Source organism: Pseudotabrizicola alkalilacus, assembly GCF_003443995.1.
Classification (GTDB): Bacteria; Pseudomonadota; Alphaproteobacteria; order Rhodobacterales; family Rhodobacteraceae; genus Pseudotabrizicola; species Pseudotabrizicola alkalilacus.
Genome location: NZ_QWEY01000007.1, coordinates 16605 through 31162, shown reverse-complemented (window position 1 = coordinate 31162; position 14558 = coordinate 16605). Strand labels below are relative to the sequence as shown.

The 14558-nt window shown below is 64.8% G+C and carries 14 protein-coding genes and 1 tRNA gene; 3 read left to right on the top strand and 12 right to left on the bottom strand.

The annotated features are described in order from the left end of the window. Nucleotides 1-19: 19 nt before the first annotated feature. Nucleotides 20-910: a siderophore ABC transporter substrate-binding protein gene (locus D1012_RS13060; protein ID WP_118152929.1), complete on the bottom strand. Its 891-nt coding sequence runs from the start codon at nt 908-910 to the stop codon at nt 20-22. 123 nt (nt 911-1033) lie between these two features. Here D1012_RS13060 and D1012_RS13055 point away from each other — a divergent pair, with 123 nt between their 5' ends. After that, nucleotides 1034-1348, top strand: coding sequence for a DUF2218 domain-containing protein (locus tag D1012_RS13055; protein WP_118152927.1), 315 nt, complete (start codon nt 1034-1036; stop codon nt 1346-1348). Nucleotides 1349-1389: 41 nt separating this feature from the next. Here D1012_RS13055 and D1012_RS13050 read toward each other — a convergent pair whose 3' ends face one another. The 8 genes from D1012_RS13050 to D1012_RS13015 form a co-directional block, all read right to left on the bottom strand. Next, nucleotides 1390-2118 carry a siderophore-interacting protein gene (locus D1012_RS13050; RefSeq protein ID WP_118152925.1) on the bottom strand — a complete coding sequence of 243 codons (729 nt, stop codon included), beginning with the start codon at nt 2116-2118 and terminating at the stop codon, nt 1390-1392. Continuing rightward, nucleotides 2115-2918 carry a ChaN family lipoprotein gene (locus D1012_RS13045; RefSeq protein ID WP_118152923.1) on the bottom strand — a complete coding sequence of 268 codons (804 nt, stop codon included), beginning with the start codon at nt 2916-2918 and terminating at the stop codon, nt 2115-2117. Before D1012_RS13045 ends, D1012_RS13050 begins: the two co-directional genes overlap by 4 nt. Continuing rightward, on the bottom strand, nt 2915-3643 hold the full coding sequence (locus D1012_RS13040) for a hypothetical protein (RefSeq protein WP_118152921.1): 729 nt from the start codon (nt 3641-3643) through the stop codon (nt 2915-2917). Before D1012_RS13040 ends, D1012_RS13045 begins: the two co-directional genes overlap by 4 nt. Continuing rightward, nucleotides 3640-5364, bottom strand: coding sequence for an ABC transporter ATP-binding protein/permease (locus D1012_RS13035; protein ID WP_118152919.1), 1725 nt, complete (start codon nt 5362-5364; stop codon nt 3640-3642). The genes D1012_RS13040 and D1012_RS13035 overlap by 4 nt, the downstream gene beginning before the upstream one ends. Before the next feature lie 79 nt (nt 5365-5443). Beyond that, nucleotides 5444-7693 carry a TonB-dependent hemoglobin/transferrin/lactoferrin family receptor gene (locus tag D1012_RS13030; protein ID WP_118153329.1) on the bottom strand — a complete coding sequence of 750 codons (2250 nt, stop codon included), beginning with the start codon at nt 7691-7693 and terminating at the stop codon, nt 5444-5446. A gap of 164 nt (nt 7694-7857) precedes the next feature. Beyond that, nucleotides 7858-8370, bottom strand: a complete 513-nt coding sequence (locus tag D1012_RS13025; RefSeq protein ID WP_118152917.1) for a hypothetical protein — start codon at nt 8368-8370, stop codon at nt 7858-7860. Nucleotides 8371-8722: 352 nt separating this feature from the next. Then, nucleotides 8723-9130 carry a thioredoxin family protein gene (locus D1012_RS13020; RefSeq protein WP_118152915.1) on the bottom strand — a complete coding sequence of 136 codons (408 nt, stop codon included), beginning with the start codon at nt 9128-9130 and terminating at the stop codon, nt 8723-8725. An 18-nt stretch (nt 9131-9148) separates the two neighbouring features. After that, nucleotides 9149-9862, bottom strand: a complete 714-nt coding sequence (locus D1012_RS13015) for a cytochrome c biogenesis CcdA family protein (protein WP_118152913.1) — start codon at nt 9860-9862, stop codon at nt 9149-9151. Between the two features lie 270 nt (nt 9863-10132). Here D1012_RS13015 and D1012_RS13010 point away from each other — a divergent pair, with 270 nt between their 5' ends. Further along, on the top strand, nt 10133-10678 hold the full coding sequence (locus D1012_RS13010; protein WP_118152911.1) for a sigma-70 family RNA polymerase sigma factor: 546 nt from the start codon (nt 10133-10135) through the stop codon (nt 10676-10678). Then, the gene (locus D1012_RS13005; protein ID WP_118152909.1) at nt 10675-11310 is read left to right on the top strand and encodes an NrsF family protein; all 636 of its coding nucleotides are present in this window, start codon (nt 10675-10677) and stop codon (nt 11308-11310) included. Before D1012_RS13010 ends, D1012_RS13005 begins: the two co-directional genes overlap by 4 nt. Nucleotides 11311-11423: 113 nt before the next feature. Here the strand turns inward: D1012_RS13005 and D1012_RS13000 are convergent. The 3 genes from D1012_RS13000 to glpX form a co-directional block, all read right to left on the bottom strand. Further along, a tRNA-Glu gene (locus D1012_RS13000) sits at nt 11424-11498 on the bottom strand. A gap of 64 nt (nt 11499-11562) precedes the next feature. Next, the gene (gene recJ, locus D1012_RS12995) at nt 11563-13311 is read right to left on the bottom strand and encodes a single-stranded-DNA-specific exonuclease RecJ (protein WP_118152907.1); all 1749 of its coding nucleotides are present in this window, start codon (nt 13309-13311) and stop codon (nt 11563-11565) included. A gap of 141 nt (nt 13312-13452) precedes the next feature. Then, nucleotides 13453-14433 (bottom strand): class II fructose-bisphosphatase, encoded by a 981-nt coding sequence (gene glpX, locus D1012_RS12990; protein ID WP_118152905.1) that lies wholly within the window; start codon nt 14431-14433, stop codon nt 13453-13455. Nucleotides 14434-14558: the final 125 nt, after the last annotated feature.

The following is a 14558-nucleotide window of genomic DNA, read 5'->3' as shown; positions in this document are numbered from 1 at the left end:
GGCTGGGCAGGACTTCGGGTTATTTCGAGAACGCGGCGGTCAGTTCCGACAGGGTGGTGGTGATCGACGTGTAACCGCCCCCTGCGATGTAAATCGGGCCAGAGGACATATAGATGATCTGGCCCTTTTGCCCTGCCGTGGTTCCGGCAACCAACGGGTTGTCCAGCGTGGCCTGCGCGGAAGCCGTCTCGCCGATGGCGGCGGCACGGTCCACCACGATCAGCCAGTCGGGGTTGGCCTGTGCAATGAACTCGAACGAGACCGCATCGCCATGAGTATCGGGGTTCAGGTTCGCGTAGGCTTCGGGCAGATCGAGGGCGGTGTGAATCCAGCCAAACCGCGAACCCTTGCCATAGGCCGAGACCTTGGACCCGTTGGTCTGCAGGATCAGCGCGGTGCCTTTGCCCGCCACGGCGGCTTTGGCGGCCGTCAGGATCGCATCATAGGTTGCCAGCAGGTCTGCCGCCTGTTCGGTCCTGCCGAACAGGGTGCCATAGGCTTCGATCCGCTGGCGGGCCTCGGCGGGGATGTCTTCCCAGATCGTCATGTCGATGGTGGGCGCAATCGGCGACAGCGCATCAACCTGCGTCGATGACCGCCCACCCACGATGATCAGATCGGGTGCAAGCTGCGCAAGCGCCTCCAGATCCGGCTCGAACAGGGTGCCCACCGGATTGACCGGCACATCGGACAGATAGTCCACATACAGCTTGTCCGGGGTGCCATCCGGGGTCACGCCAAGGGCTGTCAGGGTGTCGATGGCCGCAATGTCGAACACCGCGACCTTGGCCGGGGCGGCAGGAACCGAAACCTCGCCCTGCGCGGTCAGGAGCGTGACCGGATCGGCCTGTGCCATGGTAACGGCAAGCGGAAGCGCGGCCAGCAGGCCGAAAAGGGGGGCGCGGATCATCAGCGGCTCCTGAGTTTCGGGCGTGTGGCTGATGATCTGGCTTCACGCGGTTTGAAGCCCTGTTACCGTCTTGTCCTGCCGGTTTCCAGAGGATATTCCGTCTAAAACAGTAGGGAATTAAACATGCTCATCTCAACCGCACATTATGCAACGGAAAATGGCTCGAAATATCTGCAACAGCTGTGCAAGCACTTTGCTCATAAGGTGGCGGTGAGCTTTGATGAGTCGGAGGGCACTGCCGCGCTGATGTCCGGCCCGGCGACATTTCTGGCCGACCGCGACGGGTTGACCATCCGTGTTACGGCTGAGGATATGAAGGGGCTGATTCAGGCGCGCTTTGCCATTGATGTGCATCTGGTGACCTTTGCCCACCGTGAAGGCTTCTCCGGTCTGAGCTGGAGTGTCGAGGAACTGCCTGACGCCAGTATCCCAGCCTGAACAGGCGCTGCGGCGGCGGCAGGTGGTCTGTTGCGATGGCGTTATCTGGTCCAGTAGGCGGCCGCGCGGCTTTCGTCCTTGGTCAAGCCTGCCCGTGTCATCCAGAGCCGCGCGGCCTCGGCCTGCGCTTTCTCGCCCGCGAAAAACACGAACCGGCGGGACGGCGGCAGCATAAGCCTGTCCAGCAAAGCGACGGGTGCCTCCACCGATGCCCCGATGATCCAGACCAGCCGCAGCCGGTGGGGCAGAGCCACCTGCTGCACATCGCCGGGGTCTGGTACGCAGACAAAGGCCTGTCCGCAAGCGGTTGCGGGCAAGGCCTGAATCATCCGCAGGATGACGGGAAGGGCGGTTTCATCGCCGATCAGTCCGACCCAATCTGCAGCAATGGTTCCACCGCCCCCCGGCCCGGTCAGGCCCACGGGATCGCCTGGTTTCAATCCGGCGCTCCAGTTGGTCACACGACCACCCGCGTGCAGAAAGATGTCAATGTCGATCCAGTTTCCCAGCGGATCCATCGCGCGCACGGTATAGGGCGGGCGGTGCCAGGCCTCCGGCCCGCCGGGCCAGTCGAGCCCGGCTTCGGTTTCCACTGGCAGAGCAACACCTTCTGGCCCGATCATGAACCGGAAATGCAACCCCCCGGTCAGAAACCGCCGGAAATCGCCGGTCAGCCGCAGGCGCCGGAAATTCGGCGACAGGTCCAGCACTTGTGCGACATGGCCAAGGGTCATGGTGGCCTTTGGCCGGATCGGTGTGGCGACGGTCATGCAGGCACCTCTGGTTCGGTGGGAAGGGTGCAGACGGCATCGGCGGCGCCCTCCCGATAGGGGGTTCCGGCATCCTGGGGGATCAACACCTGTACGTTGTGCAGTCCTAGATCGGCCATCTGCCAGGGCACTCCGCCGCCGAATTGCAGATGCCCCATGCCGATGATGCCAACCGCCAGCGGTGTGCCGGGCAGGCGGGTGGCGCTTTGCAGCCGGATGGCAAAGGCGCGGTCCCAGACCTCTTGCGCGCGGATGAAACGGTCAAAGGCCGGGTCGGCGGCAGAGGTTGCCACGCGGTCTGGGCGCGGCCCCCCGGTCAGGTCAAAAACAAAGCGGCGATAGGCGTCGGGCGAGGGGTATGGCGCGCTCAGCCCCTCTTTCAACGCGTCCGGCACGGCGTTCCAGCCCTGTGCGCCGGTCGCGCGCACCAGATCGCGCGCCACATTCAGCCCGACCATCGGCACCCGCATGTCCCGGCAAAAGCGGAACAGCGGCAGGTACAGCTCGGGTGCGAAGCCCCAGACCGTGCCCCAGCCCACCTGTTCCAGAAATTCCGATTCAGACAGCGCACCGGCCACCCATTGCGCCAGCACCGGGTCGACGCGGGCGGGAAACATCTCGAACCCCATCACGATGGGGCGATGCGCCAGCAATCCGGCGGCCACGTAAAGCTGCCAGCGATGATGATCGGCGCGGTCATGCCGTTCGCCCAGCAGTACCGCGTCGGAGGGGGCAAGACGCGCCATCAGGGCGGGGTGGGTGATGGCGCTGCCGCCAACTGTCCAAACCGGCTGGCTCATGCGTCTGCCTCCGGCGCGAGGATCAGCCCTGTCGGCTGGCCGAGAGCGTTCAGCGCGATGTGTCTGCCCTCTACGATCTGCCAGCTGGTGACGGCACCGGTTTTCAGATGCAGGTGGAAATCGGGGGTCATCACGTTGATGAACCCCATCGCGGGCCGGACGGTTTCGATACGTCCCTGCCAGCCTTGTGTGAACCCCGGTTGTTCGACGGAAATGGTTACGGGCACGGCCGTTTCAGCCAAAGCGCTCAACAGGACAAAGCCTGCATCCTCTTCGGACAGGTTCTCGGGCGCGGAGGTGGGTGGTTCCGACGGTTCTGGCGCAACAGCATGGCGGGCAAAGCCGGTCAGGGCGGCTTCCATCGCTTCGCCTCCGTCCATGCTGACGACGGCGGCGATCACCGCGCCGGAGCTGTCCAGAAACGTCAGGCGGGGATAGGACTTTCCCTGCATCACCGAGCGGCGGTCGATCAGGATCTGCGCCACCGGGGCCGGATCAATTGACGCCGCATGGCACGCGCCTGACAGACGCAGCCGCCCCGCTTCGGGTGTCACGGCCTCGACAACACCGATCCGTTCATGCGTGGCCCCGCCGGTCTTTGCGATCACCATCACTCTCCCCATCCGGGGCAGGCGTTCCAGAACCTTGCCGGGAGCGGCGCCGATCAGACGCTCCAGCGGCGGTTGGTCCAGCGGTGCGAGGGGGGCGGGGTGCAGGGTGGTCATGCCAGTTTCCTTTCGGGGTCAGTGGGGCCGATGTGCAGGGTGTCATCCGTTTTCAGAACAGACGGAATCCGGTGGGCGACGAGAACGAGGGTGGTGTCTGGCAATTCCGCGCGCAGCCAGCTCAGCAGATCGGCTTCGGCGGCAAGATCAAGGGCAGATGTGGCCTCGTCCATCAGCAGCCAGTCGGGGGCGTTCAGAACGGCGCGCGCAAGGCCAAGCCGCTGGCGTTCCCCCATCGACAGACCGGCCAGACCGGTCTCTCCCTCGCCTGAGGCAAGGCGGTGGCTCAGGCCAAGCCGGGACAGAACCGCGATGATACGGGACGTATCCAGTGTAGCGGGATCGAGCGGATGACAGGCGGCGGCCATCAGCCCGTCGCCCAGCACCGGCGCGCCTGCGGGCAGGAACAGGAACCGCCCCGCCGGGCGCACGATCCGGCCTTCGCCCCAGGGCCACAGCCCGGCAATGGCGGCCAGCAGCGTGGTCTTGCCCTGACCTGATGCCCCGGTGATCAGAAACACCCGGCCGGGGCGGATCACCCGGTCGGGCACGACATCCAGCCACCGACCCTCGGGCGTGGCAAGGCGCAGGGCGGACAGGCGCAGCGCGCCATCTTCGGCCACGTCGCGCCGGATGTTGCGCGGGGCGGCGGGCAGCGGCGACAGGGTGGTGGTCGCCTGCATCAGGCCATCAAGCCGCTCACAGACCGCCACAAACTCTGCCAGCTTGCGATAAGAAAAGATGAACCACGACAGCGTGGTCGTCACATTGGAAAAGGCCGAAGCCAGCTGCATCAGCCCGCCCAGAGTGATCGCCGCCGCGAAATAGGCGGGCAGGGCGAAAAACGTCGGCATCCGCAACACGGTTTGCATGTAGGGGCGGCCGAACAGGCCCTGCACCAGCTCGGCCCGGATCAGCCGGTGCCAGTTCGCGGCCACCGCGGCAAAGCGGCTGTCCAGCCGCCGGCGCTCGGCCGCCTCGCCCCCCGATTGGGCAACCATGTCGGCGCGGTCGCGCAACTGGATCAACGCATGGCGGAAATCAGCCTCGGCGCGTTCGCGGGTGAAGTAATGCCCTTTCAGGGGTCGTCCCAGCAGATGGGTGATCACGGTCGAGGCCGCGACATAGACCGGGGCCAGCCAGAACATGTAACGCGGAATCTCGATCCCGATGCCAAAGACGGTAAAGCTGAGGGCAAAGCCGGACAGCGCCCAGAGAATCGCCACGAAAGACACCAGCGACACCAGTTCCGAGATCAGATCCAGCGTGAATTCCAGCAGGCGGTCAACGAACAGGCGGCAGTCTTCGGCCACCCGCTGATCGGGGTTCTCCACCGGAGCGGCACTATATCCGGGGCGCATCAGCCAATAGGCGCGGTTGCCGATCCACAGATCCAGCGCCCGCCCGGTCAGCCGCGCACGCCACAGGATCAGCAGCTTTTTGCGCAGCCAGTCGGCCAGCAGCCAACTGCCCGCCGACAGGGCAATCAGTGCAAAGAACACGCCCACTTGTCGCAGGGCCGCGGCGGCATTCATCTGCTCCAGCGCGTCGTAAAACGCCTTGTTCCAGGCGATCAGCTGAATGGCGACCCAGACCCCGACAAAATTCAGCCCCAGCACAACAGCGTAAAGCGCAAAGCCCCGCCATGCGTCCGGCCCGGTGGCGGTCAGACGCGCCAGACGGCTTGCGCGCGCAAGAGTTGGTTTCAGTCCGGCAAACATATGCGCCCCGTTTTCTTGAGAAACGCCGCTGCATTTTCTTGCAGCGACGCCCGGTTTTGGTGTGACAGCAGAGGGTGGGTCAGAACCTGTAATCCAGCGTCAGCGCGACAGTGCGGGCAGGCCCGGTGTAGAGCTCCAGCGGGACCGTGTTTGCCGTCGCCACAGTCGGGGTGCGCGAAAGGCCAGCGGTGGTCATGTCGAAATAGCGCTTGTTCAGCACGTTGTTGACCGTCAGGTTCAGCACCGCGTTTTCGGCCACACCCCAGCTTGCGCCCAGATCCAGCACGCCATAGCCCGGCGGGGTGAAGTTGGTGGCGCTGGTCGGCTTGCCCTTGCGCGCCAGCGTCGTTGTCGCCCGCAGGGTCAGGTTGTGGTCGGGCACCTCATAGCTGACCCCCATCACGGCGGTCAGCGGCGGCACCAGATGCTGGGTCTGGTCTGCCTGTGGTGTTGCCTGTGCCTTGCCATCCATCCAGGCCAGCGAGCCGGTCAGCTTCAGCTGATCGGTCAGATCATAACCCGCCTCCAGCTCCACCCCCCAGGTCTTGACCGCCGAGATATTGCGATAGGTGATGTCGTTGGTTCCGGGGACGAAGTAGAAGCTTTCGATGAAGTTCTCGTATTCGGCCTGAAACGCATTCACCGCGAAAAAGCCCCGGTCGTATTCGCCGCGCAGACCGATCTCAACGCTCTTGACCTCTTCCGGCAACAGCCCCGGCGCAGGTACCAGATCGAATGAGCCAGAGGTGGACGAGGTGTAAAGCTGCTGGAATGTCGGCAGCTTGAAGCCTTCGCCGTAATGCGCCCAGACCGAATAGGTATCGTTCAGATGATAGGTCGCCCCCAGCGAGCCGAGCAGCTTGCGTTCCTTGCGCGTGGTGGTCGGGTTCGACGGGTGGGCGACGACGGAATCGTTCAGCGTCGGGTCCATCCGGTAGGTCGCAAAGCGCAGACCGGGGGTCAGCTCCAGCTTGCCATCCAGCAAGGTGATCTGGTCCTGAATGAACAGATCGGCACGGCGGGTGGTGCCATCGGTAAAGTTGAAACCGCTGGGCACACTGGCCACAGTCGCACCCGTGGTCACATTGGTCAGAACGCGACGGCGGTCATAGCTGGTTTTGGTGCGGTCGCCGTCAAAGCCAAAGGTCAGAACGTGATCGCTTGATCCCAGCGAAAACCGCGATGTTGCCTGCACGTCGAGTTCAAGGAAGTCTTCGCTGTAATCCACATAGTCGATCTGGCGGGTGGTCTGGTTCGCGGCGTTGCGTTGCACCAGCAGCGCCTGCTGGTTGTAGCCCGATGGGGTCCAGCCCAGCGTGGCGCGGACCTCATTGACCGGCCCCTCGAATGTGCCTTCATAGTCCAGCGCATAGCGCGTGCGGGAAATGTCGCGGCTGCGCGGGTTGTCGATGACAAAGGCGCCCCCGGTCGCAGGCCCGAGCGTCAGGCGGTTGTCGGTCTCGGACAGCCGGTCCAGATGATCAAAGGTGAACCCCAGCTTCTGACTGTCGCTGATCGACCAGTCCAGTTTCACCAGCGTCCGGTCGGATGTGCGGTCCAGCGGGTTGAACTGGCCACAGGTTACGCCGCCATAGGCGACAGGGCGCGAACAGCCATAGATGCCACCATCGGCGCGGGCGTTTTTCAGCCGCATCTCGTGGTCAACCGTGCGCGACCGCCCCACCATCAGCGCCAGATTCGGGCCGAATTTCTGCGCAAAGGCCACGGCCACATTGGTTGAGTCCGTCAGTTGGCCATAACCAAGCGTGACCTGCCCGCCACGGGTTTGCCCCTCGGCGATCAGATCATCCGGCCCGATGGTTTCCAGCGCCAAGAGCCCGCCAAGCGCATCGGCTCCCCACAGGACCGAGGACGGCCCGCGCACGATGTCGGCCTGTTTGGTAAAGCTCATGTCCAGATAATCACGCGAGCCGTCGATGATCCGTTCCGGAATGCGACCGCCATCGACCACCATCTGCACCCGGTTTCCCTCGACCCCGCGGATGCGGACCCCGGTTTGCCCGCCGAACGGGTCAGCGCCCGACACCTGACGCGCCGCCGTCACCCCCGGCACGTAGCGCAGCAGGTCTTCCAGCGACTGCACGTTGCGGGCGCGCAGATCCTGACCGTCGACGACGGTGATATGGCCCTGAATCTTGCGCAAGGTGCGGCCGATCCGGTCGGCAAAGACGGTGATCGGGTCCAGTGCGATGACATCGCTGTTTTGCGTGGCCTTACTCTGTGCAAGTGCCGGAGCGGAGAGAGGAAGTGTCAGTAAAAGCGCGGTTGAACTGCGCAACAGCAGGCCGCGCATGCGGGGTGGTGCCATGATGTGTCCCATTCGTTGTTTTGCTGATTGCTGGCGAATGGGCTAGCCGGGTGCAGGCGGTTACCGCCTGTTGATCTGTAAAAGGGCAGAGGAGTGGATTTCGTGAAAAACGGGCAGCAGCATGGATTTCGTCATCAAATGTCAGTCGGACCGTGCGGGCTGACCTAGTGCAGCATTGCCGCCTCGCGGTGGGTGGGGCGCTGCGGTCTGGCGCGGGCTTCGGTGGTGTTGACCGGCCCCAGAGTTTTGGCCAGCGCCAGCGCGCAACGGATCAGATCCGGGTCCATGCGGCCAAGCGTAAGGGCCGCAACATGACCGCGAGCCACATCGGTCCGGTCGCGGCGCATCGACTGGATCAGGCCCATCAGATCGGCCTCTTCCGGGGTGACCCAGCCGCGGCAGGTCAGACACAGCGGATTGCCAAAGCGGAACGGTGACGGCCGGGCACGGCGCATGGCCTGAACCACCGCCAGAATGCGCATCGCCGTCTGCGGCCCATCCCGGTCATTCCAGCGCTCTGCGGCGGTCGCAAAGGCCATTTGCCAGGACTGGGTTTCGGGGTCACCAAAGCTGGTCAGGAAATGCCGCACGATGGCCAGAACACCCTTTGCCCTGTCATCAAGATGCAGCCGGTCGAGGGGAAAGGCGTCGGGGGTAGGTTTATGCGCCTGCATCATCACGCCTGCCTTCTGGCATCGGGTCTGACAGGGAATGGTCTCTGCCGATCGGGGAAAAGCCCCAGACCGATGCGCGGTCCGGCCCGGCGGGCGGGAAACCGTGACTGCGCCTCTATCGCGGTGCAAAAGGTGGGGTGCCGCCCGCTACAGCCCATGGCAGGGACAATCTGATCGGTCGCGCGCAGAGAGTCGGGAAATCGGGGCATGGCCAGTGTTCCTTTGGCAGGTGAACATCTGGCAGAAAGCTGGATTGATGATTTCCTATAAAAAGAATCGGGAATTGACAAGAGGTAGAGTTCCGGGATGGCAAAGTTTACCACCCCGTTTTCAGCTGCTGATGCTGTCGCCCCTGTCAGGCGGATGCCATGGCCTTGTCCAACAGGGCCTTGATATCTGCCTTTGACGTGCCTGCCACAATCCGCCCCAGTTCTTGCCGACCCTTCAGGGCCACAAGGGTAGAGCGGCGGGGGATTTTCAAGGCTTTTGAGAGCGCGCCATTTCCATGCTCGTCCCAGTCCACGATGAAAAAGGCGATGTTTTGCTCATAGGCCGGGTTTTCCGCCTTCAGTGCCGCCAGCACCCGTTCCTGCGCGGCGCAGGTCGAACACCAGCTGGCCCAGAAATCCAGCAGCACGGTCCTGCCTGCATCCATCGCTGCCTCGGCCGCGCCGGCGGTGTAAGGGGTCGCACCAAAGGCGCGTGAGGCCAATGAGAAAACGGTCAAACCTGCGCTCAGAGACAGGAAGTTGCGGCGGTGCATTCGAGTGGCTCCTTTGGGTCAGATGGATACGGAAAAATCAATCAGCCAGACGGGCAGGGTTTCGTTCAGCCAGCGCTCGATCACGTGGTGCAGGCCGAACCAAAGTGCGAGACCAACGGCAATGAACGTCACCCCCATCACCGGTTTGGCCCGCTCGGCGAGGGTGCGCAGAAGGGCCTGACGCTTTCGGATGGCCGACTTGGCGCCATAGGCGAGCGCCATGATCAGCGTCGACACCCCAAATGCGAAAGCGGTCATGATGGCACCTGCACGCCAAAGATTTTCTCCGGTGGATGCGAGGGCGATGGCCGCCCCGAGCGTGGGGCCGATGCAAGGGCTCCATACCGCGCCCAGCAACGCGCCAGACAGAACCTGCCCGCCAAGCCCGGCGTCCGAGGTTGTGTCGATCCGGGCATCTGCACGGGCGGCAATGCCCGCTGTGGCGGTGGAAAAGCGCCCCGACAGCGCAGGCACCAGCATGACCAGCCCAAACCCCACCATCGCCAGCGCAGCCGCATGCGCCACGCTGTCTGTGTCAAGCCCAAGGGCAGGCCCGATGGCCGTCACCCCAAGACCCAAAACCACGAAAGACAAAGACATCCCGGCGGCAAGGGCAATCGGCGCGCGCTGGTCGCGATGCAGGCTGCTGGCCAGGACGATCGGCAGAACCGGCAAGACGCATGGGTTGATCAGCGTGAGCAGACCGGCGAGATAGGCAAAGATCAGCTCCATCCGGCAGTCTCCGGCTCAGGGTTGACGGTCACATGGCCCACGCTGCGATGGTGGGGCGCATATCTTTGACTGAGGTAGGTCTCTCTCAATTCCGGTGCGCCCCTGACTTGCCCGCGCATCCGATGCGCGCTTTCAAAGCGTTTCTTCCAGTTCGGAAACGCAGGCTGCGCGTTACAGTCATAACAATCTTGTGTACGGGCATCACGACATCACATGAAATGCAAATGGTCATGTAACAAATCGGCCCAAGCGGCGAAGTGAAAGAGTGTGATGGCAAAACAGGTTGATGCTTGGGAGCCGCTTCTTGCGGCCGCAAATGCGGGTGATGCGCGCGCCTATGCAGAGTTTCTGAAGGCCGTGACACCGGTGCTGCGGGGCATCGTGCGGGCCAAAGGCAGGAACCTGGGTGACGCTGGCTGCGAAGATGTCCTGCAGGAGGTTCTGCTTGCGCTTCACCTCAGGCGTCATACCTGGGACAGTAGTGCCCCGGTTCGACCGTGGCTTTACGCGATCACGCGGCACAAGATCGTGGACGCGTTCCGGGCGCGCGGGCGCAAGATTGACCTGCCGATTGACGATTTTGTTGACGTGCTCGTCGCCGAAACAGGGCCCGACCCGACCGAGGCCGCCGATATGGCCAAAATGATCGGGATGCTGGACCGACGCTCTGCCATGATCGTCCGCAAGATAGGGCTGGAAGGCGGCAGCGTGGCCGAAACCGGTGCGGCGTTGACGATGAGTGACGGCGCGGTCCGTGTCGCCCTGCACAGGGCATTGAAAACTTTGGCCATCCTGCGGGAAAGGCATGTGAAATGAAGACCGATGAACTGATCCGGCTGCTGGCCGCCGACACTCTGCGTCAGCCCGCCCTGCAAAGAACCCTGATGCTGGCCCTTCTGCCCGCTTTGGCGCTTGCTGTGCTGACGCTCTGGTTTGGCCTGGGTTTCCGGGCGGATCTGTTGACCGCTCTGGCGACGCCGGTTTCGGTCGCCCGCATCTTGCTGGCAGGCGCACTGGGAATTGCGGCCACGCGGCTTGCCTTGTTGCTGGCCCGACCGGAAGGGCCGCAAACGGCGCGACTCTGGCCGTTGGGGGCCGTTGCCGTCGCGGCTCTTGGTGTTTTGCTATGGGCCTTTGTCACCACGCCATCAGATGCCCGCCAGATGGCGACGGTAGGCAAGACGATGGCGACCTGTCTGGTTACGATCCCGCTGTTGTCGATTCTGCCGGTCGCGGCCCTGCATTACATTCTGCAACGGGGCGCTGTGACAGCACCTTTGCGGGCAGGGTTCGTCGCCGGTCTGGCGGGATCCGGCCTTGCTGCGGCGATCTATGCGCTGCACTGCACCGAAGACAGCCCGCTGTTCTATGTCACCTGGTATGGTCTTGCGATCATGGGTGTCGCGCTGGTCTCCGCCGTGATCGGCGCGCGCAGCTTGCGGTGGTAACAGCATCTGGCGCGGGTCGAATGCGTCAACGGCCAATTGCGGTCAGCCTTTGGCTATTCTGTCGCCGCCGTCATGCGGCACGGACAGTCAGCCATAAGGTATCTGGGAAGAAGTGGCAGCCCGTAGGGGAGTCGAACCCCTCTTCCCAGGTTGAAAACCTGGTGTCCTAACCGATAGACGAACGGGCCACGCTGTCGGTGGGGGGTGTGTAGTGACGTTGCTTCTGACTCGCAAGAGGAAAAACGCGTCTTGTCAGCCTGAGGCGGGGGCGGCGTCTTCGAGGCGCAGTTGCACCTTGGTCCGGCCGCCCCAGTGGTTCAGCTCCAGCCGTCCGGCCAGATGAAAGCGGCGATGGCCGGCACCATCGAGCGCGGGGCCGAGCGGGGTGTCATAGGCGCCAAAGGCCATCGCCTCGATCTGCGCGCCCATACCGTCAGAGACCGCCAGTTTCAGGTGCTTGTCGCCGATCCGGCGCGGCACGACCGCCACATCGGCAAAGGCAAAGCGCGGGGCGGGAGCACCCTGACCAAAGGGGCCCGCCGCCTCGATCTGTTCGACAAAGCCGGGGGTGCAGGCCGAGGGCATCAGCAGGCTGTCGATGCGCAGGGCACGCGGCCCCTCAGTCCCAGCCCCCTGACGGCCCAGCAGATCCGACAGCCGCGCCATCGCCTCTTCCAACTGGTCACGAGCCACGGTCAGGCCTGCGGCCATTTTGTGCCCGCCGCCCTTGATCAGCAGCCCCTCGGCCGCCACGCGCTGCACGGCGGCTCCCAGATCGACACCGGCGACCGAGCGGCCAGAGCCTTTGCCCTCACCGCCCTCCAGCCCGATCACGATGGCGGGGCGGTTGAACGCCTCTTTCAGCCGGGCGGCGACGATGCCGACGACGCCGGGGTGCCAGCCCTCGGCGGCGGCCCAGATCAGCGGCGCGTCCAGACCCCGCGCCTCGGCCTGCGCCATCGCCTCTTCGCGGACGCTTTCGGTGATCTCGCGCCGCTCCGCGTTCAGCTGATCCAGCCTTGCGGCCATGCTTGCTGCGGCGCGCGGATCGTCGGTGGCCAGCAGGCGCGCGCCAAGGTCGGCCTGACCGATGCGGCCCCCGGCGTTGACCCGTGGCCCCAGCACAAACCCCAGCGCATAGGGGGTCGGGGCCTGATCCATGCGGGCGACATCGGCGAGGGCGACCAGACCGGCGCGTTCGCGCCGCGCCATCACCCGCAACCCCTGCCGCACCAGCGCGCGGTTGACGCCGATCAGCGGCGCCACATCGGCCACAGTGGCCAGCGCCACAAGGTCGAGCATCGCCATCAGATCGGGCCCCTGCACGCCTTCGGCGCGCAGGCGGCGGTTGGCTTCGACCAGCATCAGGAACACCACCGACGCGGCGCAGAGATGGGCGAGATCGCCCGACTCGTCCTGCCGGTTCGGGTTCACCACCGCCACCGCTGCGGGCAGAGTCTCGGCCCCCAGGTGGTGATCGAGCACCACCACATCACAGCCCGCCGCCGCGATCGGATCGTGGGACAGGGTGCCGCAATCGACGCAGAGGATCAGGTCATGCACCGCCCCCAGCGCCTGCATCGCGGGCACGTTCGGGCCGTAGCCCTCATCAATGCGGTCGGGGATATAGAGCGTGGCCTCGCGCCCCATCGCCCGTAGCCAGATGATCAGCAGCGCGGCCGAGGCACCGCCATCGACATCGTAATCGGCAAAGACCGCGATGCGTTGGCGCGTCTTGACCGCCTGCAGGAAGCGGTCAGTGGCGGGGGCCATGTCGCGCAGGGTCAGCGGGTCCGGCAGCAGGTCGCGCAGCACGGGCGCAAGAAAGGCCGGGGCATCGGTGGGCGAGACGCCGCGCCGCACCAGCGTATGACACAGCGCCATCGGCAGCCGGGTCTGTTGCGCCATGGCCTCGGCCAGACGCTCTTCTTCGGTCTCCGGGCCGGTCCAGCGGCGACCGAGAACGGAAGCGTCTACGTTGAGGAAGGCGCGTGGGCTCATGGCTGGGGTCTGCACCAAGCGGGGCGGCGCTTCAACCGGAAATGTGGCGCGCGGGAGCGTCTGGGGGACGCGCGCCGCGCGGGAGTATTTCAGAAAGGTGCAATGCAAAGGGGGCGCAGGATGGCCTGCGCCCCTGTGGTGTCAGCGGCGGATCGGGTTGCGATAGTTCATGCGGCGGACCGAGCCGGTTTTCGACCGCATCAGGATGGTTTCGGTGGTCAGATGGCCGGGCTCGCGCTTGATACCGGCCAGCAGGCTGCCGTCGGTGACGCCGGTGGCGGCAAAGATCACGTCGCCGCGCACCAGATCGTCACGGGTGTAGACGCGGTCGAAGTTCTCGATCCCGGCCTTGCGGGCGCGGGCGCGTTCATCGTCGTTGCGGAACAGGAGCTTGCCAAAGAACTGGCCGCCCATGCATTTCAGCGCGGCGGCTGCCAGCACGCCTTCGGGCGCGCCGCCGGAGCCCATGTACATGTCGATGCCGGTCAGGTCGGGTTCGGCGCAGTGCATGACACCGGCCACGTCGCCATCGGTGATCAGACGGATCGCGGCGCCGGTGGAGCGGATTTCGGCGATCATCTCTTCGTGGCGGGGACGTTCCAGCACGCAGACGGTGATGTCATTGGTGGAGCAGCCCTTGGCAGCGGCGAGGGCCGAGACCCGCTCGGACGGGGTCATGGCGAGGGTGACGGTGCCGGTGCGGTGGCCGGGGCCGATGGCGAGCTTTTCCATGTAGACATCGGGGGCGTGCAGCAGCGAGCCGCGCGGCGCCATGGCGATTACGGTCAGGGCGTTGGGCATGTCCTTGGCGGTGAGGGTGGTGCCCTCCAGCGGGTCGAGGGCGATGTCGACCGCCGGGCCTTGTCCGGTGCCGACCTCTTCGCCGATGTAGAGCATCGGGGCCTCGTCGCGCTCGCCTTCGCCGATGACGACCACGCCCTTGATGTCGAGCAGGTTCAGCTGGTCGCGCATGGCGTTCACCGCCGCCTGATCGGCGGCTTTCTCGTCGCCGCGACCGATCAGGTTGGCGCTGGCCAGAGCGGCGGCCTCGGAAACGCGGGCGAGGCCGAGGGACAGCAGGCGGTCCTGAAACTCGGCAACTTTGGGCGGGGCGACGGGCATGATCTGTCCTTTTTTGGGAAATGCGCTCGTGCTTCCTTTAGCCTGCCGCATCGCCCTGGGGCAAGCGTGATGGCGCTAACCGCGCCGGGAAATCAGCGCGGGGTGGGGCGTAAGTGCCCACTGTG

Coding starts and splice junctions, on each gene's coding strand:
- D1012_RS13060 (WP_118152929.1), bottom strand. CDS start 910: ATGATCCGCGCCCCCCTTTTCGGCCTGCTGGCCGCGCTTCCGCTTGCC.
- D1012_RS13055 (WP_118152927.1), top strand. CDS start 1,034: ATGCTCATCTCAACCGCACATTATGCAACGGAAAATGGCTCGAAATAT.
- D1012_RS13050 (WP_118152925.1), bottom strand. CDS start 2,118: ATGACCGTCGCCACACCGATCCGGCCAAAGGCCACCATGACCCTTGGC.
- D1012_RS13045 (WP_118152923.1), bottom strand. CDS start 2,918: ATGAGCCAGCCGGTTTGGACAGTTGGCGGCAGCGCCATCACCCACCCC.
- D1012_RS13040 (WP_118152921.1), bottom strand. CDS start 3,643: ATGACCACCCTGCACCCCGCCCCCCTCGCACCGCTGGACCAACCGCCG.
- D1012_RS13035 (WP_118152919.1), bottom strand. CDS start 5,364: ATGTTTGCCGGACTGAAACCAACTCTTGCGCGCGCAAGCCGTCTGGCG.
- D1012_RS13030 (WP_118153329.1), bottom strand. CDS start 7,693: ATGGCACCACCCCGCATGCGCGGCCTGCTGTTGCGCAGTTCAACCGCG.
- D1012_RS13025 (WP_118152917.1), bottom strand. CDS start 8,370: ATGATGCAGGCGCATAAACCTACCCCCGACGCCTTTCCCCTCGACCGG.
- D1012_RS13020 (WP_118152915.1), bottom strand. CDS start 9,130: ATGCACCGCCGCAACTTCCTGTCTCTGAGCGCAGGTTTGACCGTTTTC.
- D1012_RS13015 (WP_118152913.1), bottom strand. CDS start 9,862: ATGGAGCTGATCTTTGCCTATCTCGCCGGTCTGCTCACGCTGATCAAC.
- D1012_RS13010 (WP_118152911.1), top strand. CDS start 10,133: ATGGCAAAACAGGTTGATGCTTGGGAGCCGCTTCTTGCGGCCGCAAAT.
- D1012_RS13005 (WP_118152909.1), top strand. CDS start 10,675: ATGAAGACCGATGAACTGATCCGGCTGCTGGCCGCCGACACTCTGCGT.
- recJ (WP_118152907.1), bottom strand. CDS start 13,311: ATGAGCCCACGCGCCTTCCTCAACGTAGACGCTTCCGTTCTCGGTCGC.
- glpX (WP_118152905.1), bottom strand. CDS start 14,433: ATGCCCGTCGCCCCGCCCAAAGTTGCCGAGTTTCAGGACCGCCTGCTG.